This window comes from Bradyrhizobium monzae (assembly GCF_021458635.1).
Lineage (GTDB): Bacteria > Pseudomonadota > Alphaproteobacteria > Rhizobiales > Xanthobacteraceae > Bradyrhizobium.
Window position 1 is genome coordinate 911 of sequence record NZ_JAIRDQ010000006.1, and the last position, 24,163, is coordinate 25,073.

20 protein-coding genes, 1 other RNA gene and 2 pseudogenes are annotated in these 24,163 nt (G+C 65.3%); 13 read left to right on the plus strand and 10 right to left on the minus strand.

Annotated elements, in window-relative coordinates:
- Positions 1–33 precede the first annotated feature (33 nt).
- A pseudogene (locus tag K3F49_RS39660) lies at positions 34–105 on the plus strand (hypothetical protein); the annotation flags it as partial.
- A 280-nt stretch (positions 106–385) separates the two neighbouring features.
- On the opposite strand, the gene K3F49_RS21865 reads toward K3F49_RS39660, so the two are convergent.
- From K3F49_RS21865 to K3F49_RS21885, 5 genes are all read right to left on the minus strand, one after another.
- Positions 386–1,210, minus strand: a complete 825-nt coding sequence (locus K3F49_RS21865) for a TIGR00282 family metallophosphoesterase (protein WP_234683023.1) — start codon at positions 1,208–1,210, stop codon at positions 386–388.
- Positions 1,188–1,784 (minus strand): 5-formyltetrahydrofolate cyclo-ligase, encoded by a 597-nt coding sequence (locus tag K3F49_RS21870; RefSeq protein WP_234683024.1) that lies wholly within the window; start codon positions 1,782–1,784, stop codon positions 1,188–1,190. The genes K3F49_RS21865 and K3F49_RS21870 overlap by 23 nt, the downstream gene beginning before the upstream one ends.
- Positions 1,785–1,883: 99 nt before the next feature.
- Positions 1,884–2,044: non-coding RNA, 6S RNA (gene ssrS / locus K3F49_RS21875), on the minus strand.
- A 186-nt stretch (positions 2,045–2,230) separates the two neighbouring features.
- Positions 2,231–2,614 (minus strand): cell division protein ZapA, encoded by a 384-nt coding sequence (locus K3F49_RS21880; RefSeq protein WP_234683025.1) that lies wholly within the window; start codon positions 2,612–2,614, stop codon positions 2,231–2,233.
- Complete coding sequence (locus K3F49_RS21885) at positions 2,611–2,931, minus strand: DUF4164 domain-containing protein (protein WP_375143609.1); 321 nt, start codon at positions 2,929–2,931, stop codon at positions 2,611–2,613. The genes K3F49_RS21880 and K3F49_RS21885 overlap by 4 nt, the downstream gene beginning before the upstream one ends.
- A gap of 289 nt (positions 2,932–3,220) precedes the next feature.
- Here K3F49_RS21885 and tkt point away from each other — a divergent pair, with 289 nt between their 5' ends.
- From tkt to K3F49_RS21925, 8 genes are all read left to right on the plus strand, one after another.
- Positions 3,221–5,215 (plus strand): transketolase, encoded by a 1,995-nt coding sequence (gene tkt, locus K3F49_RS21890; RefSeq protein WP_346657342.1) that lies wholly within the window; start codon positions 3,221–3,223, stop codon positions 5,213–5,215.
- A gap of 170 nt (positions 5,216–5,385) precedes the next feature.
- Positions 5,386–6,393, plus strand: coding sequence for a type I glyceraldehyde-3-phosphate dehydrogenase (gap, locus tag K3F49_RS21895; protein ID WP_234683027.1), 1,008 nt, complete (start codon positions 5,386–5,388; stop codon positions 6,391–6,393).
- Between the two features lie 143 nt (positions 6,394–6,536).
- Entirely contained in the window at positions 6,537–7,733 is a 1,197-nt protein-coding gene (locus K3F49_RS21900) for a phosphoglycerate kinase (protein ID WP_234683028.1), read from the plus strand.
- Positions 7,734–7,784: 51 nt separating this feature from the next.
- A complete protein-coding gene (gene fba / locus K3F49_RS21905) occupies positions 7,785–8,852 on the plus strand; it encodes a class II fructose-bisphosphate aldolase (RefSeq protein ID WP_234683029.1) in 1,068 nt (355 codons plus the stop codon).
- A gap of 231 nt (positions 8,853–9,083) precedes the next feature.
- Positions 9,084–10,109, plus strand: coding sequence for a class I fructose-bisphosphate aldolase (locus tag K3F49_RS21910; RefSeq protein WP_234683030.1), 1,026 nt, complete (start codon positions 9,084–9,086; stop codon positions 10,107–10,109).
- Between the two features lie 3 nt (positions 10,110–10,112).
- Positions 10,113–10,781 carry a thiamine phosphate synthase gene (locus K3F49_RS21915; RefSeq protein WP_234683031.1) on the plus strand — a complete coding sequence of 223 codons (669 nt, stop codon included), beginning with the start codon at positions 10,113–10,115 and terminating at the stop codon, positions 10,779–10,781.
- A gap of 9 nt (positions 10,782–10,790) precedes the next feature.
- The gene (locus tag K3F49_RS21920; protein WP_234683032.1) at positions 10,791–11,885 is read left to right on the plus strand and encodes a tetratricopeptide repeat protein; all 1,095 of its coding nucleotides are present in this window, start codon (positions 10,791–10,793) and stop codon (positions 11,883–11,885) included.
- Between the two features lie 106 nt (positions 11,886–11,991).
- Complete coding sequence (locus K3F49_RS21925) at positions 11,992–12,777, plus strand: inositol monophosphatase family protein (protein ID WP_234683033.1); 786 nt, start codon at positions 11,992–11,994, stop codon at positions 12,775–12,777.
- 29 nt (positions 12,778–12,806) lie between these two features.
- Here K3F49_RS21925 and K3F49_RS21930 read toward each other — a convergent pair whose 3' ends face one another.
- The 4 genes and pseudogenes from K3F49_RS21930 to K3F49_RS21945 form a co-directional block, all read right to left on the minus strand.
- On the minus strand, positions 12,807–13,934 hold the full coding sequence (locus K3F49_RS21930; RefSeq protein ID WP_234683034.1) for an AAA family ATPase: 1,128 nt from the start codon (positions 13,932–13,934) through the stop codon (positions 12,807–12,809).
- A gap of 170 nt (positions 13,935–14,104) precedes the next feature.
- Positions 14,105–17,263, minus strand: coding sequence for a multidrug efflux RND transporter permease subunit (locus K3F49_RS21935; RefSeq protein ID WP_234683035.1), 3,159 nt, complete (start codon positions 17,261–17,263; stop codon positions 14,105–14,107).
- 6 nt (positions 17,264–17,269) lie between these two features.
- Positions 17,270–18,463, minus strand: a complete 1,194-nt coding sequence (locus tag K3F49_RS21940; RefSeq protein ID WP_234683036.1) for an efflux RND transporter periplasmic adaptor subunit — start codon at positions 18,461–18,463, stop codon at positions 17,270–17,272.
- 232 nt (positions 18,464–18,695) lie between these two features.
- A pseudogene (locus K3F49_RS21945) lies at positions 18,696–18,938 on the minus strand (SAM-dependent methyltransferase); the annotation flags it as partial.
- Positions 18,939–19,285: 347 nt separating this feature from the next.
- Here K3F49_RS21945 and K3F49_RS21950 point away from each other — a divergent pair.
- From K3F49_RS21950 to K3F49_RS21965, 4 genes are all read left to right on the plus strand, one after another.
- Positions 19,286–20,308, plus strand: coding sequence for a flagellar motor protein MotA (locus K3F49_RS21950; protein ID WP_234683037.1), 1,023 nt, complete (start codon positions 19,286–19,288; stop codon positions 20,306–20,308).
- 24 nt (positions 20,309–20,332) lie between these two features.
- Entirely contained in the window at positions 20,333–21,361 is a 1,029-nt protein-coding gene (locus K3F49_RS21955; RefSeq protein WP_234683038.1) for a peptidoglycan -binding protein, read from the plus strand.
- Positions 21,361–21,807 carry a GNAT family N-acetyltransferase gene (locus tag K3F49_RS21960; RefSeq protein ID WP_234683039.1) on the plus strand — a complete coding sequence of 149 codons (447 nt, stop codon included), beginning with the start codon at positions 21,361–21,363 and terminating at the stop codon, positions 21,805–21,807. Before K3F49_RS21955 ends, K3F49_RS21960 begins: the two co-directional genes overlap by 1 nt.
- A 67-nt stretch (positions 21,808–21,874) precedes the next feature.
- Positions 21,875–22,126, plus strand: coding sequence for a hypothetical protein (locus K3F49_RS21965; RefSeq protein WP_234683040.1), 252 nt, complete (start codon positions 21,875–21,877; stop codon positions 22,124–22,126).
- Between the two features lie 13 nt (positions 22,127–22,139).
- Here the strand turns inward: K3F49_RS21965 and K3F49_RS21970 are convergent, their stop codons facing one another.
- Complete coding sequence (locus tag K3F49_RS21970) at positions 22,140–23,966, minus strand: ABC transporter ATP-binding protein/permease (RefSeq protein ID WP_234683041.1); 1,827 nt, start codon at positions 23,964–23,966, stop codon at positions 22,140–22,142.
- Positions 23,967–24,163: the final 197 nt, after the last annotated feature.

Consider the following 24,163-nt stretch of genomic DNA (forward strand, 5'->3'; position numbering starts at 1 on the left):
GGCACCTACTCTAACAGGGCCATTGCCAAGCTCGTGGGTCTCGCCCCAATCGCCGACGATAGCGGCAAGCGAAGAGGCAAGCGGCCGGTCCGCGGGGGACGTTCAGGCGTGCGCTCGATTCTGTTCCTGGTCGCCGCCATCGTCGCCCGCTACGACAAAGCCCTCGGCGCCTTCCGTGACAGGCTGCTCGCCANGAGGAAAGGAAAAAATGGTGGTCCGCATCGCGATCGCCCGCAAGCTGCTCGTTCGCCTCAACGCAAAAGCACGCGATGCGCGTGCCGCCTACGCCAATGCAACTTGACAACACAGATAGTCGCTCATCCGGCGCTTCGCGCCACCTTCTCCCACAAGGGGAGAAGGTGCAGCGAGCCTGCCGCTCGAGCATTCAGCTCAACCAGAATTTTGGCGTCGCCGGCTCCAGCCGGCCGCCCGCGCGCACCGGTGCAATCTTCAGCGCGAGCCCGGTCGCATCATCGGTCTCCACCGCGACGCCGCTCAGCGTCGCCACACCCGCCGCCGGCTCGAACCGGCCCGACGGAATTCCCGAGGTGAACCGCCGCAGCGGCTCTTCCTTCTGCATGCCGATGATGGAGTCGTAGTCGCCGGTCATGCCGGCATCCGTCATGTAGGCGGTGCCGCCGGTGAGGATTTGATGATCGGCGGTCGGCACATGGGTGTGGGTGCCGACAACGAGGCTGGCGCGGCCGTCGCAGAAGAAGCCGACGCCCTGCTTCTCGCTGCTCGCCTCGCAATGGAAATCGACGACGATGGCATCGGCCGCAACGCCGAGCGGACAGGCGCCGAGCTCGCGCTCGAGCGCGGCAAAGGGATCGTCGAACGGGGTCATGAAGACGCGCCCCAAAGCGTTGACGACGAGCGCATGCTTGCCGTTCTTGGTCTCGACCAGGGCGGCGCCGCGTCCAGGCGTGCCGCGCGGGTAGTTCGCCGGCCGCACCAGGCGCTCGGCGCGCTCGATGAAGACGAGCGCCTCGCGCTGGTCCCAGGAGTGATTGCCGAGCGTCACCGCATCGGCGCCGGCATCGAGAAATTCCTGATAGATCGCTTCCGTGATGCCGAAGCCGCCGGCGGAATTCTCGCCATTGACGACGACGAAATCGAGCGACCAGTCCTTGACCATGCCGGGCAGATATTCGGCGATGGCATTGCGGCCGCTACGGCCGACGACATCACCCACGAAGAGAATGCGCAACTTCAGAACTCCGGAAATCAAACACGTCCGATTCCGTTAGCACATAATCCAGCGCCACGTCGTGCGATAGTGCCGGAACCGCCTTGATCTCCTGCGCCGCAAAAGCGAGCCCGATGCCGAGGATATTCTTGACCTTGCGCAGATGCGCGAAGGTGAAGTCGTAGTGCCCCGCACCATAGCCGATGCGGTGGCCGAGACGGTCGAACGCCGCAAGCGGCGTCAGCATGATGTCGGGGATGACTTCGCTTGCTGCCGGCGACGGCTCGGGAATACCGAGCGGGCCGAGCATCAGGCGGTCGTTCGGATGGAAGATGCGGAAGACCAGCGACTGGCCGCGCGCGGTGACGCAGGGCAGCGCCAGCTTCGCGCCCTCCTCGGCGAGCTTCTTCAGCAGCGGCATCGGATCGATCTCGCTGCGGATCGGCGAGTAGCCGGAGACGATGCTGCCTGGCAGCAACTCGAACGGCAGCCCGCGCTTGGCGAGTTTTGCAGCGGCCGCGATGCGCTTCTTCTCGCTCAACGCGTCACGCGCCGCGAGGGCTTTGGCGCGGAGTTCGGATTTCGAATTGGCCATGCTTCCCCCCAAAGGTCGCCTGCAAATGCGAGGCGATCCGATAGTCCAGAAACGCCAGAGCATGCGATTTCGGTAGGCACGACCAGAAGCAAACAAAAGTGCGAAGCCGCGGACGCCGTTGAAGCACTCGATCCCGGAGTTCCCTACGAAAGTAGGTGGGCACCATATGACCGAGCCCACGGGCCCGGCCAGGGACAGTTCCCTAAAGGATCGATAAGGCCCCGGGGATATATGGCTCCGGACGCGCGTCGCAGCCTCGCTCGGGCAATGTAACAACGATGCTGACGAATCGCCAGCCCGGCTCTTGGTTACTCACCTCTCCCGCTTGCGGGAGAGGTCGCGCCGAAGGCGCGGGTGAGGGCTTTCTCCTCTTGGGGATTGTCCCATTGCGGAGACACCCTCTCCCCGACCCTCCCCCGCAAGCGGGGGAGGGAGAAGAAAGCCTCTCAGCCGATCGCGATCCCGTTGCCGACGGTCCGGTTCAGGACCTGGGTCGACTTTTCGATGCGCTCGGCGGCGGCGTTCAGCGCGTTGACCACGGCGGTCTGGGTCATGCGGGCGCGCTCGACGGCGGCATTGCGGAAATCCCGCAATTCGGTCAGCTCCTGCTCCATGGCGCGGATGCGGTTGCCGGCGTCGATCAGCTCGTCGCACACGGTCAGCGCTGCCATCACGGTGAGGCGCGCATCGCCGATCTCGCCGAATTTTCCGCGCAGCGACTGAATCCGCGTCTCCAGGCCTTCGGCGAGCTTCAACAGCCGCACCTCCTGGCCCTCCTCGCAGGCCATGCGGTATTGCCGGGCGTTGATGGTGACGTTGATGTGGCTCATCCATCCTCTCCGGTATCGAGCACCGAACGTATCGTGACGATCGCGGAATCCAGCCGATCGGAGATCTCGCGGTTGGTGCGCTCGAGCTTGCGCGCCTTCACCAATGCGCCGTCGAGCTCGTCGGCAAGCCGCGAGCGGTCCGCGCCCAGCGCCTGGATTCGCGTCGCGAGCTCGTTCTCATCGCGATCGGCATCACGCCTTCGCTCGACCGCGCTTTCGAGCGCGTCGAGCGCGGCCGTGAGCCTGCGGGTCGCAATCTCGATCTCGACGGCAGAGGACTCCGTCATGGCAGCGCTGTTGGATACGCGATCGTTCATGCAGTCAGCGGCGGAACCTGTGGGCCTTGCCCGTGGCCATTACCTGGGAGCTTGCCGTCCGGCAAAAGACTCGGTTCGGCAAGCGGTTAGAAGCAGAAATTTACGTGGCAAGCTAGCGAAGCGCAACGCCGCCGCGAAACTATGCACTGCTAAGCAACTTTTACGGCCAAACCGGCGTTTGATTGCCTTGGCCTGCCGGAACCGAGATGCTATCCCAGCCGCGACTCCAGCCGCCGAAAGGCTCTTTCCGGCGCGACGATGACTGCCACAAGCGCCTCATTTCAGACGGATTTCAGACATGACGCAGGTCGACCCCAACCGTATGGCCAACGCGATCCGCGGCCTCTCGATGGATGCCGTCGAGAAGGCGAAGTCGGGTCATCCCGGCCTGCCGATGGGCGCCGCCGACATCGCCACGGTGCTGTTCACGCAATTCCTGAAATTCGACGCTGCTGCAACCAACTGGCCCGACCGCGATCGCTTCGTGCTCTCGGCCGGCCACGGCTCGATGCTGCTGTATTCGCTGCTGTACTTGACCGGCAATGCCGCCATGACGCTGGACCAGCTCAAGCAATTCCGCCAGCTCGGCGGATTGACGCCGGGTCACCCCGAGAACTTCCACACCAAGGGCATCGAGACCACCACCGGCCCGCTCGGCCAGGGCATCTCGACCGCGGTCGGCATGGCGCTCGCCGAGAAGATGCTCGCCGCCGAGTTCGGCAAGAAGATCGTCGATCACCACACCTACGTGCTCGCCTCCGACGGCGACCTGATGGAGGGCGTGTCGCAGGAAGCGATCGCGATGGCCGGGCACTGGAAGCTCGGCAAGCTGATCGTGCTCTACGACGACAACGGCATCTCGATCGACGGCCCGACCTCGATCGCCGATTCCGTCGACCAGGTGAAGCGCTTCAAGGCGTGCGGCTGGGCCGCCGAGAAGATCGACGGCCATGACCAGGCCGCGATTGCTGCTGCGATCACCCGCGCGCAAAAATCCAACAAGCCGACGCTGATCGCCTGCCGCACCACCATCGGCTTCGGCGCGCCGCACAAGGCCGGCACGGCGAAGGCGCATGGCGAAGCGCTCGGCGCCGACGAGCTCAAGGCCGCCAAGGAAAATCTCGGCATCTCGCTCGAGCCGTTCTCGGTGCCGGATGACGTGCTGAAGGCCTGGCGCGCGGCCGGCTCACGCGGCGCTGTAGCCCGGCAGGAATGGGAAGGCCGGCTCGGTGAGCTCGGCAGCCGCAAGCGCGCCGAGTTCGAGCGCCGCCTGCGCCACGAGCGTCCGGCGTCGCTCGCCAAGGCCGTGCGCGCCTACAAGAAGGAGCTGCTGGAAAAGCCGATGAATGCGGCCACCCGCAAATCGTCGGAAGCCGTGATCGAGGTGATTGCCGGCGCGATGCCGATGGAATTCCTCGCGGGCTCCGCTGACCTCACCGGCTCCAACAACAACAAGGCGAAGTCGGCGACCGCCTTCTCCGCCAAGACGCCGAAGGGCCGCTTCATTCACTACGGCATTCGCGAGCACGGCATGTGTGCCGCGATGAACGGCATCTTCCTGCACGGCGGTTTTGCGCCGAACGGCGCGACCTTCCTGGTGTTCACCGATTACGCACGTCCGGCGATGCGCTTGGCCGCGCTGATGGGCACCGGCGTCGTCTACGTGATGACGCACGATTCCATCGGCCTCGGCGAAGACGGCCCGACCCATCAGCCGGTCGAGCATCTCGCCGCACTCCGCGCCATTCCGAACATGCGCGTGTTCCGCCCCGCTGATTCCATCGAGGTCGCCGAGTGCTGGGAGCTCGCGCTCAATCGCATCGACGGTCCGACCGTGCTGGCGCTGACGCGGCAGAACCTGCCGCAGCTCCGCACCAATGCGCCGAACGAAATTCCCTGCGCGGCCGGCGCCTACGAGCTGGTCGCCGCCCAGGGCGAAGCCAAGGCGACGCTGTTCGCCTCCGGCTCCGAGGTCGAGATCGCAGTGGCCGCCCAGAAGCAGCTCGCCGAGCGCGGCATCCCGTCGCGGGTGGTCTCGGTGCCCTCGCTCGAGCTGTTGTTAGCGCAACCAGAGGCCAAGCGTGCCGCCATCATCGGCAACGCGCCGGTGAAGGTCGCGATCGAGGCCGCGGTGCGCTGGGGCTGGGATGCCGTGATCGGCCAGGATGGCGAATTTATCGGCATGCATTCGTTCGGCGCGAGCGCGCCGGCGAAGGATCTCTACAAGCACTTCGGCATTACCGCCGAGGCCGCGGTTAACGCTGTGCTGAAGCGCGTTTCCTGAGAGTTGAGCTTGCCAAAAAAAAGGACTACGTAATCTCTCATATGATCAAGCACCGCCCGGCCGAACCGGGCGTCCGCCCCTAAAAAACCTTCGCAGGCGCGTAGAGCGCGTTGTGCGGGAAGACTAGGCGTTATCGAGCCCGTCATTGAACGGTCATAAGGAGATGAAACATGACAGTCCGCGTTGGAATTAACGGTTTTGGCCGCATCGGCCGCAACATCCTGCGGGCTATCGCCGAGTCCGGCCGCAAGGACATCGAGGTCGTCGGCATCAACGATCTCGGTCCGGTCGAGACCAACGCTCATCTCCTCCGCTTCGACAGCGTCCATGGCCGCTTCCCCGGCACCGTCACCGTCGACGGCGACACGATCAGCCTCGGGGCTAACAAGATCAAGGTGACCGCCGAGCGCGATCCCTCGAAGCTGCCGTGGAAGGATCTCGGCGTCGACATCGCGATGGAATGCACCGGCATCTTCACCTCGAAGGACAAGGCCTCCGCGCATCTCGCCGCCGGCGCCAAGCGCGTGCTGGTCTCCGCGCCCGCCGACGGCGCCGATGCCACCATCGTCTACGGTGTCAACCACGACACGCTGACCAAGGATCATCTGGTCGTCTCCAACGGCTCCTGCACCACCAACTGCCTGGCGCCGGTCGCCAAGGTGCTGAACGACCTCGTCGGCATCGAGACCGGCTTCATGACCACGATCCACGCCTACACCGGCGACCAGCCGACGCTGGACACGCTGCACAAGGATCTCTATCGCGGCCGTGCGGCTGCGATGTCGATGATCCCGACCTCGACCGGCGCCGCCAAGGCGATCGGCCTCGTCCTGCCCGAGCTGAAGGGCAAGCTCGACGGCGTCTCGATCCGCGTGCCGTCGCCGAACGTCTCGGTCATCGACCTCAAGATCGTCGCCAAGCGCGCCACCGACGCCAAGGAAATCAACGCGGCGATGAAGCGCGCCTCCGAGCAGCAGCTCAAGGGCATTCTCGGCTACACCAACGCGCCGAACGTCTCGATCGACTTCAACCACGACCCGCACTCCTCGACCTTCCACGAGGACCAGACCAAGGTGCAGAACGGCACGCTGGTGCGCGTGATGTCCTGGTACGACAACGAGTGGGGTTTCTCGAACCGCATGGCGGACACCGCCGTCGCGTTCGCGAAGGTGATCTAAGAACGTAGGTCTCGTGTCCCGGACGCGGTGCAGCGCGGTTGCGCTGCTCCGCAGAGCCGGGACCCATCTCCCCGCGTAAGTCCCGGTTCTGCAGCGCACCGCTTCGCGGCTCAGGCAGCGCCCGGGACAAGAGAGAATATCCGATGGCCAACAAATTCCGCACCCTCGACGACGTCGACGTGAAGGGCAAGCGCGTGCTGCTGCGCGTCGACCTCAACGTGCCCATGGACAACGGCCGCGTCAGCGACGCGACCCGGCTCGAGCGCGTCGCGCCGACCATCACCGAAATCTCGGACAAGGGCGGCAAGGTCATCCTGCTCGCGCATTTCGGCCGACCGAAGGGCCGCGATGCCAAGGACTCGCTTCTGCCCGTTGCGGAGGCGTTGTCGAATGTCGTGAAGAAGCCCGTCGCCTTCGCCGATGACTGCATCGGCGAGCCCGCAGCGAAAGCTGTGGCGGCGCTGAAGGACGGCGACATCCTTTGTCTGGAAAACACCCGCTTCCACAAGGAAGAGGAAAAGAACGATCCGGCCTTCGTCGCGGAGCTGGCGAAGCTCGGCGACATCTGGGTCAGCGACGCGTTCTCGGCCGCGCACCGCGCCCACGCCTCGACCGAGGGCCTCGGCCACAAGCTGCCGGCCTATGCCGGCCGCACCATGCAGGCCGAGCTCGATGCGCTGGAGAAGGCACTGGGCTCGCCGACCAAACCGGTCATCGCGATCATCGGCGGCGCAAAGGTCTCGACCAAGATCGACCTGCTCGAAAACCTCGTCACCAAGGTCGACGCGCTGGTGATCGGCGGCGGCATGGCCAACACCTTCCTGCACGCCCAGGGCGTCGGAATCGGCAAGTCGCTGGCGGAGAAGGATCTCGCGCCCACGGCGCTGCGCATCATGGAGAAGGCGGAAGCCGCCAACTGCGCCATCATCCTGCCGGTAGACGCCACCGTCGCCTATCACTTCGCCGCCAACGCGCCGTCGCACGCCTATGGGCTCGATGCGATCCCGGCCGACGGCATGATCCTCGACGTCGGCCCGCAATCGATCGCGCGCATCCACGCGGCCATCGACGATGCCGCCACGCTGGTCTGGAACGGACCGCTCGGCGCGTTCGAGATGCAGCCTTTCGACCGCGGTACGATGGCAGCCGCCAAGCATGCCGCCGAGCGCACCAAGGCCAAGAAGCTGATCTCGATCGCGGGCGGCGGCGACACCGTTGCGGCCCTCAACCAGGCCCATGTGGCCGGTCAGTTCACCTATGTCTCGACCGCCGGTGGCGCATTTCTTGAATGGATGGAGGGCAAGCCCCTGCCCGGCGTCGAAGTCCTGCGCATCAAGTAATCAGACGGCAAGAAACAAGCGGCCCTGAGGCCCGAACGGAGAAAAAGACAGATGGCTCGGATCACGTTGCGTCAATTGCTCGACCATGCGGCGGAGAACGATTACGGCGTCCCGGCCTTCAACATCAACAACATGGAGCAGGCGCTGGCGATCATGGACGCGGCCAACCAGGTCGACGCGCCCGTCATCATCCAGGCCTCGCGCGGCGCGCGCTCCTACGCCAACGACGTCATGCTCAAGCACATGATGGACGCGGTGACCGAGATCTACCCGCACATCCCGGTCTGCGTGCATCTCGACCACGGCAACGAGGCCGCGACCTGCATGACCGCGATCCAGGCCGGCTTCACCTCGGTGATGATGGACGGCTCGCTCAAGGCAGACGGCAAGACCCCCGGTGACTGGACCTACAATGTCGGCGTCACCAAGACCGTGACCGACATGGCCCATCTCGGCGGCATCTCGGTCGAGGGTGAGCTCGGCGTGCTCGGCTCGCTCGAGACCGGCATGGGCGACAAGGAGGACGGCCACGGCGCCGAAGGCAAGCTGAGCCACGACCAGCTCCTGACCAATCCGGACGAGGCCGTGAAGTTCGTGCAGGAGACCAAGGTCGACGCGCTCGCGATCGCAATGGGGACTTCTCACGGTGCGTACAAATTTACCCGCAAGCCGGACGGCGACATCCTCGCCATGAACGTGATCGAGGAGATCCACCGCAAGCTGCCGAACACGCATCTGGTGATGCACGGATCCTCCTCGGTGCCGCAGGACCTGCAGGACATCATCAACACCTATGGCGGCAAGATGAAGCCGACCTGGGGCGTGCCGGTCGCCGAAATCCAGCGCGGCATCAAGCACGGCGTACGCAAGATCAACATCGACACCGACAACCGCATGGCCATGACCGGCCAGATCCGCAAGGTCCTCAAGGACAATCCGGAAGAGTTCGATCCGCGCAAATACCTGAAGCCGGCGATGGAAGCCATGACCAAGCTGTGCAAGCAGCGACTCCAGGAGTTCAACACGGCCGGCCAGGCCTCCAAGTTCAAGAAGATCCTGACCCCCGCCGACATGGCCAAGCGCTACGCCAAGGGCGAGCTGGATCCCAAGGTCGCGTAAAGGCCCGCCCCGCAGGCACCCTCTCCCGTCATTCCGGGGCGCCGCCAAGCGGCGAACCCGGAATCCATGGTGCCACCGTCGACGCGGATCAATGGATTCCGGGCTCGCGCCAAGGGGCCCGCCCCGGAATGACCGATGCCCCCTCCCCTGCGACGAACGTTAACTCGGCAATTGCCCGAGAACCGTCTATTTTCACAGGCAAGGGCAGAATCGTTTTGGGAGGACCTCTCGATGAATCTGACTGAGCTCAACGGAATCGCGACCGCCATGGTCGCCCCCGGCAAGGGCATCCTTGCCGCCGACGAATCCTCCGGCACCATCAAGAAGCGGTTCGACGCGATCGGCGTGGAATCGACGGAAGACAACCGCCGCGACTATCGCGAGATGCTGTTTCGGTCGAAGGAGGCCATGAGCCAGTACATCTCGGGCGTGATCCTCTATGACGAGACGATCTGGCAGAATGCCAAGGACGGCACGCCGCTGGTCAAGCTGATCGAGCAAAGCGGCGCCATTCCCGGCATCAAGGTCGACGAGGGCACGCAAGCCCTGCCGATGTGCCCGGGCGAGCTTGTCACCGTCGGGCTGGACAAGCTCGCCGAACGCCTGACAAGATATTACGAGCGCGGCGCGCGCTTCGCCAAATGGCGCGCGGTGATCGATATTGGCAGCGGTATTCCCTCGATGACCGCGATCAGCGTCAATGCCCATGCGCTGGCGCGCTATGCCGCGCTGTGCCAGGCCGCGCAGATCGTGCCGATCGTCGAGCCGGAGGTGCTGATGGACGGCGATCACGACATCGACCGCTGCTATGAGGTCACGAGTCGCGTGCTCAACAAGACGTTCCAGGAATTGCGCGTGCAGCGCGTCGCGCTCGAAGGCATGGTGCTGAAGCCGAACATGGCGATCTCAGGCAAGAAGTCACCGAAGCAGGCCTCCGTCGAGGAGGTCGCTGACAAGACCATCCGGCTGCTGAAGGCGTGCGTGCCGGCGGCGGTGCCCGGCATCGCCTTCCTCTCCGGTGGCCAGTCGGACGAAGAGGCGACTGCGCACCTCAACGCCATGCACAAGCTCGGCCCGCTGCCCTGGGGCCTGACCTTCTCCTATGGCCGCGCGCTGCAGGCCGCGCCGCAGAAGGCCTGGTCCGGCAAGGCCGAGAATGTCGCGGCCGGACAGAACGCATTCAGTCACCGTGCACGCATGAATGGCCTCGCCTCCAAAGGCGAATGGCAAAGCAGCCTGGAAAAGAAGGCGGCCTAGATCTTGTCGAACAAATCGCCTCCGCCGCGCCCGGCGCCGCGCCTTTATCTCGCGACGCCCGTTGTCGATGATCCCGCCTCGCTCGTCGCCGAATTGCCGGCGCTGCTCGCAGCGGTCGATGTCGCAGCCGTGCTGGTGCGGCTGAAGGAGACCGACCAGCGCACCATGATCTCGCGGATCAAGGCGTTGGCGCCGATCGTGCAGACCGCGGGCGCGGCCCTGCTCGTCGACGGCCATCCCGAGATCGTCGCACGCGGCGGCGCCGACGGCGCGCACCTGCCGGGCATCGCCGCGCTGAAAGAGGCGATGCCGTCGCTCAAGCCCGATCGCATCGCCGGCGTCGGTGGGCTGACGACGCGGCACCATTCCATGGATGCGGGCGAGATCGGCGCGGACTACTTGCTGTTCGGCGAGCCCGACGCCAAGGGTGAGCGACCGTCATCCCAGGCCATTGCCGAACGGATCGACTGGTGGGCCGAGCTGTTCGAGCCGCCTTGCGTCGGCTTCGCGATCTCGTTCGAGGAGGCTCACGACTTCGCCGCCAGCGGCGCCGATTTCGTGCTGGTCGGCGATCTCGTCTGGGCGGATTCGCGCGGGCCGAAGGCCGCGCTGATCGAGGCCGACGCCGCGATCAAGAAGGCCTTCGCGGCTGTTGCCATGGGCCAGGGCTAGCGCGCCGCCATGACGCTCCCGCGCATCATCGCTCTCGCCACGCTGCTGCTGGCGGCGCCGGCGGCCGCGCAGCTCCAGATCACGCCGCCGGCGACGATCCCGAGCCCTGCGCCGGAAAAGCAGAAGCCCAGAGAGCCGGCAAAGGACAAGCCGAAGGTCGCGCCGCACACGATCACCAAGAAGAAGGAGGCCGCACCCGCAGCAAAGCCGTCGGCCTCGCCGAGCCCGACGCTGCCGGCCACCGTGATCCCGGCGCCGGCCACCGACAATTCCAACGTCGATCTGGTGTTCGGCGCCTATCAGCGCGGCCAGTACAAGACCGCCTTCGACCTCGCCAGCGCGCGCGCCAAGACCGGCGACGCCAAGGCCATGACCATGCTGGGCGAGCTCTATTCCAACGCCATGGGCATCCGGCGCGACTACGCCAAGGCGATCGAATGGTACAAGCGCGCCTCCGACGCCGGCGACCGCGAGGCGATGTTCGCGCTCGCCATGCTGCGCATCGCCGGCCGCGGCGGCCCCGTCGACAAGGGCGAAGCGGTCAAGCTGATGGCCTCCGCCGCCAAGCTCGGCGAGCCCAGGGCGGCTTATAACCTCGCTCTGCTTTATCTTGATGGCCAGACCCTGCCGCAGGACGTCAAGCGCGCCGCCGAGTTGTTGCGCCAGGCGGCAGATGCCGGCCTGCCAGAGGCGCAATACGCACTCGCGACCTTCTACAAGGAAGGCACCGGCGTGCCGAAGGACGCCGAAAGGTCGGTGCGGCTGCTGCAGGCGGCGTCGCTGGCCGACAATGTCGATGCCGAGGTCGAATATGCCATCGCGATGTTCAACGGCACCGGCACGCCGAAGAACCAGCCCGCGGCCGTGGCATTGCTGCGCAAGGCGTCCCGCCAGGGCAGCGCGATCGCGCAGAACCGCCTCGCCTGGGTCCTGATCAACGGCATGGGTACATCCGTGGACAAGATCGAGGGGTTCAAATGGCATCTGGTGGCCAAAACCGCCGGCAAGGGCGATCCGGAGCTCGACAAGCAGCTGTCCGATCTACCCGCTGACGATCGCGCCAAAGCGGAGGCCGACGCCAAGAAATGGCTCGGGAACAAATGACCTTGCGCCAAATGGACCGAATGACTTGACGTTTGGCCCCTCGCGGGGCACCCAATCTCCTCAAATAGCGCCCTTTCGCGCCTCCTCCCCATCAAGACCAGAGCTCATGCTGTATTCCGCCACTATCAACGTCATGGTCAAAGCCGCGCGCCGCGCCGGCCGCAGCCTCAAGCGCGATCTCGGCGAGATCGAGCATCTGCAGGTCTCGCTGAAGGGGCCGGCCAACTTCGTCTCGCTCGCCGACAAGCGCGCAGAAGAAATCCTCTATCAGGACCTCGCCAAGGCCCGGCCAGGCTACGGCTTCATCGGCGAGGAAGGCGGCGCGCGGGAAGGCTCCGACAAGAGCCACACCTGGATCGTCGACCCGCTCGACGGCACCACCAACTTCCTGCACGGCATCCCGCAATTCGCGATCTCGATCGGCCTCGTGCGCGAGGGCACCATCATCGCCGGCGTGATCTACAATCCCGCCAATGACGAGCTCTACATCGCCGAGCGCGGCAAGGGCGTCTTCCTCAACGACCAGCGCTTGCGTGTGGCCGGCCGCCGCCAGCTCAACGAATGCGTGGTGGCCTGCGGCCTGCCTCATATCGGCCGCGGCGACCACGAGGAATTCCGCCGCGAGATGACCGCGATCCAGGACCGCGTCGCAGGCCTGCGCCGCTTCGGCGCCGCCTCCCTCGACCTGGCCTTCGTCGCCGCCGGTCGCCTCGACGGCTACTGGGAACGCAACCTGCAATCCTGGGACATCGCCGCCGGCATGCTGATGGTGCGCGAGGCCGGCGGTACCGTGAGTGACATCAGCACGCCGGGCGACGCCCTGGTCACCGGCGACGTCGTATGCGGCAACGAATTCGTGCACGGCGAGCTGGTGAAGATTTTGCGGAAATAGGGGCCGTAGTACGACGGCTCGACCAACGACTAAGAGTCGTCTTCGTCGGATTCCTCGTCGCGATATTCACCGCCAATGGTCAAGCCCTCAATGGTCGTGGCGCCTTTCGACTTGATCACCCGGCGAAGCGGGACCGAGCTCTCGCTTCGCAATGCTTCCATCAGCTGCTCCGAATGGGTGACGATCCAGATGTCGGCGCGGCGTGATGCTTTGACGATCAGCCGGGCCAATGGCGCCAGCAGCGACGGATGCAGGCTGGTCTCGGGTTCGTTCAGTGCAATGAACGGCGGAAGCCGATAGCCCATGAACACCGCGAGCAGGCAAATGTATTTCAGCGTCCCGTCGGATAATTCGTGCGCCCTGAACGGCCGCGGCATATCCGTCAGTTGCAGGTCAAAATCACACAAGCCGTTTTGTTCCCATGCGCGGAGCTCGGCGCCCGGGAATGCATCCTCGATTGCATCCTGCAGATCGGTCGCGTCTTCCCGAATGGTGTAGAGCGTCGCCAGCGCTGCAGCCAAATCGCTTCCATCGGCACTGAGCGAGGGCGTCGTGATCGCCAGACAGGGCTTTCGTATCGGTGACGCCGGATCGGTGCGAAAGTCGTGATAGAATCGCCAACCCAGCATTGCATTTCTGATCAGATCGATCTCGGGGCATTCCTTGCCATCGAAAAAACCCGCAAGCGCCGGCTCGGACGGCAGCACCGCATCCTTGTGGCTGCTCCATGCGCCGCTCTCGCCGCGAACGCTGACGAGCGAATTCTTCCGCTCCATCAATTGGACCGTTCGCTTGCCCTGCGTCGCCTCGATGCTTTCGGCCTTGATCATCGGCTCGCCGGAAAACGCCGCCTCGAGCGGGCCGGGAAATCCGATCTCGATGGAATATTTGATCCTGTCGAATTTGGCCGACAACCGCAGCCGCCCATCTTCGCCGCGTTTGCGAACGCCGGACCAGGAGACGGAATTCAATCCGCCTTCGTCGGCGATCGTGCGCGTGATGCGCCCGGTTGCCGCGTCGCGCAACAGCGACAAGGACTTGTAGAGATTGGATTTGCCCACACCATTCTCGCCCACAAAGACGGACAGGGGATGGATCGGTATGGAGAGCCGCCGGATGGAGCGATAGTTCGAGATCGCAATGTCGGTCGGACGCATCACATGCTCTCAATCGGCAGGTCGGGTGCATTCGCGGCGTAGCGCGAACACACATTTTTCAATCCAGGGATGCAGTCTGGATCGACGCTCCTGCGAGAGCAAGCCGAACGCTCGTTGGACCTCACGCGACCTAGCACCCACGCCCGAAGCAAGCGGGATCGATTCGGCCCTTAGTGGCCGGCCCTTGCCGGCGCTGGCGGACCATACCCTCCGCCCTCGCTCGCGGCCTTCTGCTCCCGGTCCCCAGCCAGCACGCGCTGCACGGAGACAAAGAACACCGGCACCATCAACAAGGCCAAAATCACCACCGCGATCATGCCACCCATCACGATGGTGCCAAGCGATTGCTGGCTGGCGCCGCCGGCGCCGTGGGCAATCGCCATCGGCAGCACGCCGCAGATGAAGGCAAGGCCGGTCATCAGGATCGGGCGAAAACGGAGACGACAGGCCTCGATGGTGGCCTCCACCAGCGGCTTGCCCTCTTTACGCAGATCCTTGGCGAATTCGATGATCAGGATCGCGTCCTTGGCGGCGAGGCCGATGATGGTGATGAGGCCGACGGTGAAATAGACGTCGTTGGGCAGGCCGCGCAGCATGGCCGCAACCACGGCGCCGACGATGCCGAGCGGCACGGTCAAGAGCACTGCGAGCGGAATGGTCCAGCTCTCGTAGAGCGCGGCGAGACACAGGAACACCACGAACACGGACAGCGCGAGCAGGAACGGCGCCTGCGATCCTGACAGCTTTTCCTGAAGCGACTGTCCGGTCCATTCGTAGCCGAAGCCGCGCGGCAGCTTTCCGGCGAGCCGCTCCATCTCGGCGATCGCGTCGCCGGAGGTGAAGCCGGGCTTGGCTTCGCCCGAGATGCGCACGGCGGGATAGTAATTGAACCCGGCGATCTGCGTCGGACCGCGCGACCATTCGACCGTCGCGAAGGAGGAGAACGGCACCAGCTGGCCGCCGGAGTTCTTGACGTTGTAATTGAGGATGTCCTCGGTCTTCATGCGGTCGCGGCTGTCGGCCTGCACCACGACGCGCTGCATGCGGCCGCGGTTCGGGAAGTCGTTGATGTAGTTCGAGCCGAGATTGGTCGAGATGGTGTTGTTGATGTCCTCGAAGGTGACGCCGAAGGCGCCGGCCTTCTCGCGGTCGATCACGAGATTGACCACGCCGGCCTCGGGCAGGCCCTCGACATAGACTTTCTGAAGCACCGAACTCGCATTCGCTTCCGCGATCAGCTGATCGGCCGCGCGCATCAGGGCCGGATAGCCCTTCTGGCCGCGGTCCTGAAGCCGGAACGAGAAGCCGGACGAGTTACCGAGATTGTCGATCGGCGGCGGCTGCAGCGCCGAGATCTTTGCGTCGCGGATCGACGACAGATCGCGGTTGATGTCGTTGACGATCGCAGCAGCGGACTCCCTCGGCCCACGCTCCGACCAGTCCTTCAGCGTGATGAAGGCCTGCGCGGTATTCATGCCCTGGCCGGAGAAGCTGAAGCCGGTGAGGAAGGTGACGTTGTCGACACCCGGCCGCTGCGCCAGATATTTTTCGACCTTTTCGATCACGGCCTCGGTGCGGCCGTAGGACGAGTCGGACGGCGTCTGGACGTCGGTGGTGACAAAACCCTGGTCGTCGACGGGCAGGAAGCCGCCGGGCAGGCTGACGAAGGCCCAGGACAGGCCGACGAGCAGCGCGACATAGACCATCATCAGGCGACCGGTGCGCTTCAGCGAGAAGCCGACGGTGCGGGAGTAACCCTCCTTGCCGCCTTCGAGCATGCGGTTGAACCAGCCGAATACGCCCTTCTTCGCGTGGCCGTGACCGGCCGCAACCGGCTTCAGAATCGTCGCGCACAGTGCCGGCGTCAGCGACAGCGCCAGAAACGCGGAGAAGCCGATCGCCGCGACCATGGTCACCGAGAACTGGCGGTAGATGATGCCGACCGAGCCCGGGAAGAACGCCATCGGCACGAACACCGCCATCAGCACCAGCGTGATGCCGATGATGGCGCCCGAGATCTGCGACATCGCTTTCCGTGTCGCTTCCTTCGGCGGCAAGCCCTCCTCTGTCATGATGCGCTCGACGTTCTCGACCACGACGATGGCGTCGTCGACGAGAATGCCGACCGCGAGCACCATGCCGAACATCGAGAGCATGTTGATGGAGTAGCCGGCAAGCAGCAGCGTGGTACAGGCGCCCAGCAGCGCCACCGGCACCACGATGGTCGGGATGATGGTATAGCGGATGTTCTGGAGAAACAGGAACATCACGACGAACACCAGCACCACGGCTTCGACCAGCGTCGTCAGCACCTTCTTGATCGAGGCTTCGACCACGGGCGTGATGTTGTAGGGGATCTCGTAGGAGATGTTGGCCGGGAAGAAGCGCGACAGCTCCTTCATCTTCTCCTCGACCGCGCTCGCAGTCGCCAGCGCGTTGCCGGTCGGCGACATCAGCACGGAAAGACCGGCCGTCGGCTTGCCGTTCAGGCGCGTGTTGAACTGGTAGCTGAGACCGCCGACCTCGACCCGCGCGACGTCGCGCAGCCGTACGGTCGAGCCGTCGGCATTGGCACGCAGGATGATGGCGCCGAACTCGTCGGGCGACGACAGCTGGCCCTTCACCAGCACCAGCGCGGAGGTGCGCTGGCTGCTCGTCGACGGCTCCGCGCCGATGCTGCCCGAGGCGACCTGCGCGTTCTGTGCGGCAATCGCCTTGTTGACGTCGTCAGCGGTCAGCCCATAGCCGACGAGTTTGGCCGGATCGACCCAGACGCGAAGACTGCGCTCGGTCGAATAGAGCGTTGCGCGGCCGACGCCGGGGATGCGGCGGATTTCGCCGAGCACGTTGCGGATCATGAAGTCGCCCAGGCCGACCTCGTCGAGGCTGCCGTCGGTCGAATTCAGCGTGATGATCTGGAGGACGGCACTGGAGGCTTCCTCGATCAGGATGCCTTGCTGGATCACCGCGCGCGGCAGGCGTGCCTCGACGCGCTTGATGCGGTTCTGCACCTCGACGGACGCCGCGCTGGTGTCAGTGCCCGGCTGGAAATTGGCGATGATCTCGACCTGGCCGAGCGAATCGCTGGTCGATTCGAAATTGAGGATGCCGGAGGCGCCGTTGAGCTCCTCCTCGATCAGGCGGGTGACGCTGTTGTAGAGGTTTTCCGGCGACGCGCCCGGGTAACTCGTCGAGATCGAGATCGAGGGCGGCGCGATGATCGGATATTGCGCGATCGGCAACAGCGGGACCGAGATCGCGCCGATCAGACAGATGAACAGCGCGACGACCCAGGCGAAGATCGGCCTGTCGATGAAGAAGCTCGCCATGGTGCGTTACCGCGCGACCTTGAGGGCGTGCCGGTTGTCCGCGCTCGCCTCGGCTTCGGACCAGGATTGCGGCCTGACCTTGTCGCCGGCCGCGAACTTCTGAAAACCCTCGACCACGACCTTGTCGCCGGCCTTGAGGCCGTCGGTGACGAACCAGACGCCATCCTGCACCGAGCCGGTGCGCACCGGCTGCACGACGATGCGGTTGTCGTCCTTGACGACGAACACCTCGCTGCCACCGCCGCCATTGCGCTGGACCGCCTGCTGCGGCACCGCGATCGCATCGGAATCAAGGCCCTGGTCGAGCCGCACGCGGACATACATGCCCGGCAGCAGCTCGCGCTTGGGATTGCGGAATTCGCCGCGCAACGTCACCTGGCCGGTATGGGCGTCGACCTTGGCTTCGGAGAACAGCAGCTTGCCGTCGAGCCCATAGATGGTGTTGTCGTCGAGCACGAGCCGCACCTTGACGGCATCGGACTCGATGCGATCGAGGTCACCGTTTTCGAAAGCGCGGCGAAGCTGATTGAGCTCGGTGACCGACTGCGTGAAATCGGCATAGATCGGATCGAGCTGCTGCACGGTGGCGAGATTGGTCTCGTTCTGCACCACGAGTGCGCCTTCGCTGACCAGCGCGGCACCGACCACGCCGTCGATCGGCGCGCGCACGGTGGCATAATCGAGATTGAGCTTGGCGCGCGCGAGGTCGGCCTTGCGGCCTTCGACTTCAGCCTGCGCCTGTCGCTCGGCGGCAATGGTCTTTTCGTTCTCGGCTTCGGGCGCGGCGCGCTGGCTGGTCAGCGTCGCGATGCGGCGCGCCTGCTGCTGCGCCTGCATCAAGGCGGCCTCGGCCTTGTCGACCGCCGCGTCGTTGGCCATCACCTCGACCTCGAACGGACGCGGGTCGATGCGATAGAGCGCATCGCCCGCCTTCACCTCGCTGCCCTGGCGGAACAGCCGCTCGACCACGATGCCCGACACGCGCGGCCGCACCTCGGCGACACGCGTCGGCGAGATCCGGCCCGGCAGCTCGCGCACCACGGCGCGCGGTTGCGGCTTGACGGTGACGATGCTGACATCGGGTTCGGAGGGTTGGGCAGCGGAGACGGCGGAAGAGGATTCGTCGCACGCGCCTAGCAGCGGCGCAAAGGCCGCGAGCATCATTGCAACGCATGCCGATCGCGCTCGAAGTCCTGACATGAAGTGGGGTGCCCCAAAATTGTTGAAACTTATCTCGCGTCTCGCGCAACGCCCGTTCTGGGCAATTCAGCGCCGCTGATGCGATCAAAATAGAGGGGACTTGCTGCGGCGCAACGGATCGCGCGGCGGCTCAATGTCACACGCGCTATCGCGCTGAGTTCAGGCTGATTTTTGGGACTCACCAGATTGTGAGTCGGGTTCCATCGTTGCACGCTGCGACAGAACATCGCAATCAGGAGGCCGCCTTCATCCGATAGTGGCTCACGCCCCACTCCGTTCCGTTGGCGTAGCCGAACAGGCCGGCGGTGGCGAGGAAGAACCAGCGCCAGCGCCGCATCCACAAATAGGTCTCGTCGCCATAGACGTTGCGCAAGGAGGCTTCGATCGCATCGCGATGCGCATCGACTTTGGCGAGCCAGTCGATTGCGGTGCGCTGATAATGCGTGCCGCTCCGGCGCCATTCCTTCTCGATGGCGAGCGGCCACAGAGCGCTGCCGGCGCCGACCAGCCCCTCTGCAAAGGTCCAGATCGTATCGACCCAGCCGGAATTGCCGGTGCGCTCTCGCACAACCCAGGCGAACCCCATCAGGAGCGCGAGCGAGAACGCGATGGCCGCCAGTCCCCCAAGAAACATCGCCATGCAAAAAATCCGACCTAAGCCTGTGGAATGCCGACGTTTTGCAAAATACGTCTGTCTCAAAGCCGGGTTTCAGCTGTGGGTTCCCCACACCTCCCCGAAATCCGCACATCCGGCGCTTTTTTTGGGCGAGCGCTGTGCCATAGTACGGATGCAAGCAAGCTTCGTAACGGATGATACCGGCCATGCCGTCAGGCGCCTCGCCCCGCTCCTCCCTCGACATCGAGTACACAAAACTATCCTCCCCCAGCGTCTTCCTGGTGCGGATGCTGGTTTTCCTGGTGCTGTGCACACTGGTCGGCGTGGTGCTCTACAAGCAGATCATCCAGGCATTCTTCGCCAATCCCGGGCTCAATGCCCTGATCGGCGGCGTGATGTTCATCGGCATCATCCTGGCCTTCCGCCAGGTGATCCGGCTCTATCCCGAGGTGTCCTGGGTCAACAATTTCCGCATCGCCGACCCCGGCCTGGCGCCGGCCCGGCATCCCAAGCTGCTGGCACCGATGGCGATGATCCTGGGCGGCGAACGCAGCGGACGGATGTCGATCACGCAGACGACGATGCGGCATCTGCTCGATTCGATCGCGACCCGCCTGGACGAAGCCCGCGACATCTCCCGCTACATGACCGGCCTCTTGGTCTTCCTCGGCCTGCTCGGCACCTTCTGGGGCCTGATCGAGACGGTCGGCTCGGTCGGCAAGGTGATCGACGGCCTCAAGGTCGGCGGTGATTCCGGCGCGCTGTTCGACACGCTGAAGGAGGGCCTGGCCGCCCCGCTCGGCGGCATGGGCATCTCGTTCTCGAGCTCCCTGTTCGGCCTCGCCGGCTCGCTGATCCTCGGCTTCCTCGACCTGCAATCGAGCCAGGCCCAGAACCGCTTCTACACCGACCTCGAAGACTGGCTCGCCACCACCGTGCGCGAGTACGGCAACGGCGAGGTTGCGGTCGCAGCCTCCGGCGGTGGCGGGGTTGCCAGCGGCGAGCTTCAGGCCGCGGTCGAGCGCTTGCGTGGCGTGCTCGAGGAAGGCAGCGCCAGCCGCGGCACCACCGCGGCGATGGCGAGCCTCGCCGAGGCGATCCAGGCACTGGTCTCGCACATGCGCACCGAGCAGCAGATGATCCGCGAATGGGCCGACGGCCAGGGCGAGCAGAACCGCGAGATCCGCCGCCTCTTGGAACGCATCGCGCGTCAACCCGAGAAGAGTTAAGCAATCAGCATTTGAGAGGCGAGCATGGCTCTAGCCCGCGGCCGCCGCAGTGAAGGCGCCTTCAACTACTGGCCCGGATTCGTCGACGCGCTGTCGACGCTGGTGCTGTCGATCGTGTTCCTGCTGTCTGTGTTCCTAGTCGTGCAGTTCTTCCTGTCGCAGGAGGTCACCGGCAAGGACAAGGCGCTCGAGCAGCTCAACGCCAAGATCGCCCAGCTCAACGAGCTGCTGTCGCTGGAGAAGCTCGGCAAGCTCACGCTCGACGACCAGGTCTCGTCATTGAGGGCCGGCCTCGCTTCGGCCGAGTCCGAGCGCGACCGCATCAAGGGCCTCTATGACGGCTTAGCTGCCGCCGGCAACGACGCGCAAGGCAAGACGTCCGAGCTCGGCAAGGCGCTCGACTCAGAGAAGGCGGTCTCGGCGCGGGCGCTGGCGCAGATCGAGGTGCTGAACCAGCAGATCAGCGCGCTGCGCCGGCAATTGGCAGCCCTCGAAGAGGCGCTCGACGCCAGCGAGAAGCGCGACAAGGAATCGCAGAACCGCATCGCCGATCTCGGCTCACGCCTGAACGTCGCGCTGGCGCAGCGCGTGCAGGAATTGTCGCGTTACCGCTCGGAGTTCTTCGGGCGCTTGCGCGCCATTCTCGGCAACCGTCCTGATATCCGCGTGGTCGGCGACCGCTTCGTGTTCCAGTCCGAAGTGTTCTTCGACACCGGTCAGGCAACGCTGCTGCCCGAGGGCCGCGCCGAGCTCGACACCGTCGCCGCCGCGCTGATCGAGCTCGACAAGAAGATCCCGGCCGAGATCGCCTGGGTGCTGCGCGTCGACGGCCACACCGACGTGCGGCCGGTCAGCGGCGCGAACTTCAAGTCGAACTGGGACCTGTCCGCGGCGCGCGCGATCTCGGTGGTGCAATATCTGATCACGCTCGGCGTGCCCGCCCAGCGCCTCGTTGCCGCCGGCTTCGGCGAATTCCAGCCGCTCGACACCGCCAACACCGAGGACGCCTACAAGCGTAACCGCCGCATCGAGCTGAAGCTGACGGAGCGGTAGTGAGCGCGCTCCACCTCCGCCGCTACGTGGACGCTGACGAAGCGGCAACGATCGACCTCTGGCACCGCACCTGGCAGCAGGCCTATCCGCAGATCGATTTCGCCGCGCGGGTGGACTGGTGGCGCGAGCGCTGGCGCAACGAGCTGGTGCCGAAGGCCGCGATCGTGGTTGCCGAACAGGACGGCGCGCTGACCGGTTTCGTCACCATCGACGGCGACGGCTATCTCGACCAGCTCGTGGTCGATCCCGCCCATTGGGGCTCGGACGCGGCAAGGCTGCTGGTCATTGAGGCCAAGCGCCTGTCCCCATCGGGCGTGACGCTGCTGGTCAACAAGGACAACAGCCGCGCCATCCGCTTCTACGAGCGCAACGGCTTCGCGCACGCCGGCGAGGACGTGAACCCGACCTCGGGCCGGCCCGTGCTGAAGATGATATGGCGGCCGTGACCGGTGTCACGGCGAGGCCCGACGCGGTTGCCAGTCGTGGCAACCAACAAGCAGATGGAGAAGATCGATGCGGCTGAACGATCTGGCCAAGGGGTCTTCGGTCCTTCTGGGCGTCATCGTCGCCGGCTATGTGTCGACGATCTATGTCGACCAGCGTCTCGCGCCGCCGCCCAAGACAGCAAGCGAGCCGACGAGCACTTCTGCTCCGACGGACAGCCCGGCTCCGGCCAACGGCGGGTCGCCTTGCATCGGCGAGGGTGGCAGCTGGAAGAACTGGCCGTGGCCGAATGTGCCGATGGGCTCACCGAAGTGCCCGTGAGATCAGCGACGCCTCACGCCCCCTCGAACTGCAACCGCGCCAGCCTGGCATAGAGCCCGTTCGCCGCAACCAGCTCGGCATGCGTGCCCTGCTCGACGATCTTGCCCTGGTCCATCACCAGGATGCGGTCGCAGGACAGCACGGTGGCGAGGCGGTGCGCGATCACCAGGGTGGTGCGATGGCTCATCAGCTCTTCGAGCGCGGTCTGCACCAGCGTCTCGCTTTCGGCGTCGAGTGCGGAGGTGGCTTCGTCGAGCAGCAACAGCGGCGCGTCGCGCAGGATGGCGCGCGCGATCGCGATGCGCTGGCGCTGGCCGCCCGAGAGCGTCACGCCGCGCTCGCCGAGCGGGGTCTCGAAACCTTCGGGCAGGCGGCGGATGAACTCGGTGGCATGCGCGAGCTCGGCGGCACGCTCGACTTCGGCATCGGTCGCATCGGGCCGGCCGAAGCGGATGTTTTCGCGCGCGCTGGCGGCGAACACGTTGGATTCCTGCGGCACCAAGGCGATGTGTGACCGGAAATCGCGCGGGTCGGCAGACTTCACCGGGACACCGTCGAGCGAGATCGCGCCATTGCGCGGATCGTAGAAGCGCAGCAGCAGATGGAAGATCGTGCTCTTGCCGGCGCCGGACGGGCCGACGATCGCGACCTTCTCGCCGGGCCGCACCGCAAACGACACGGTGTCGAGCACGTTGACGTCGGGCCGCGCCGGATAAGAGAAGCTGACGCGATCGAAGCCGACCTCGCCGCGGCCGGGCACCGGCAACGCGCGCGGCGATGCGGGCGCCCTGATGTCGGGCTGCACGTGCAAAATCTCGAACAGGCGTTCGGCAGCGCCTGATGCCGCCGACACCTCGCCCCAGACCTCGCTGAGCTGGCCGAGACCTGCGGCCGCGAAGGCCGCATAGAGCACGAACTGGCCGAGCCGCCCCGGCGTGATCGCGCCGGTCAGCACATCATGCGAGCCGATCCAGAGGATTCCGACCACGCTCGCGAACACGATGAAGATGACGATGGCGGTGAGAACCGCGCGGGCCTGGGTCGAGGTGCGCGCCGCCTCATAGGCCTGCTCGACCTCGCCGCCGAAACGCTTCGCGGCCAGCCCCTCGCTGGTATAGGCCTGCACGGTGCGGATCGCGCCGACCAGCTCGCCGGCGTAGGCGGACGCGTCGGCCAGCGTGTCCTGGGCATTGCGCGACAGCCGCCGCACCCAGCGCCCGAAGGCGACCAGCGGCAACACGATCAGGGGAATCGCAAGCAGCACGAAGCCGGAGAGACGCGGGCTGGTGATCACCATCATCGCGGCCGCGCCAAAGAACATCATGAGATTGCGCAGCGCGATCGACACGGAAGCGCCGACCGCGGATTTGATTTGCGTGGTGTCGGCGGTGAGCCGCGACACCAGTTCGCCGCTGCGCGCGGAATCGAAGAAGGCCGGCGAGAGCGAGAGCAGATGCGCAAACACGTCGCGCCTGAGATCGGCGACGATGCGCTCGCCGATCGTCATCACGAGGTAGTAGCGTGACGCGCTCGCGAGCGCGAGCACGGCGACGACCGCGATCATCACCGAGAAGTAGCTGTTGATCAGCGCGATGCCTTCCGGCGTCAGACCGAAATCGATCATCCGGCGCACTGCGACCGGCACCAGCAACGTAGTGAGGGCGGCAACCGTCAGCGCGACAAAGGCGAGCGCCGCCCGGCCGCGATAACGGGCCACGTAGGGCGCGAGCGCCATCAGCGGTCGCAGCTTGGCGCGGCCCTTCTCAGGCTGCTCGATCAGCTCGGCTTCGATCGACGGGACTTCTGCCGGCCCGGTTTCAAGCCGTTCTACTGCGCTCATGGGATCCGACCAAAAGAGAGACGTTGGCTCCACATAGGCCGCGGCAAGGGGCGAGGCAAATCCGGGATGTCCCTTAGGGGACGGCCCGGTTCTGCTGTTCCCACAATGGCTTGTTTTAGAGCCCCCCGTGAGGTATAGACCCGGCCAAATCCGTCATTCGATAGCCACTCAAGCAAGGCGCCGGGCGCCCTAGGAAT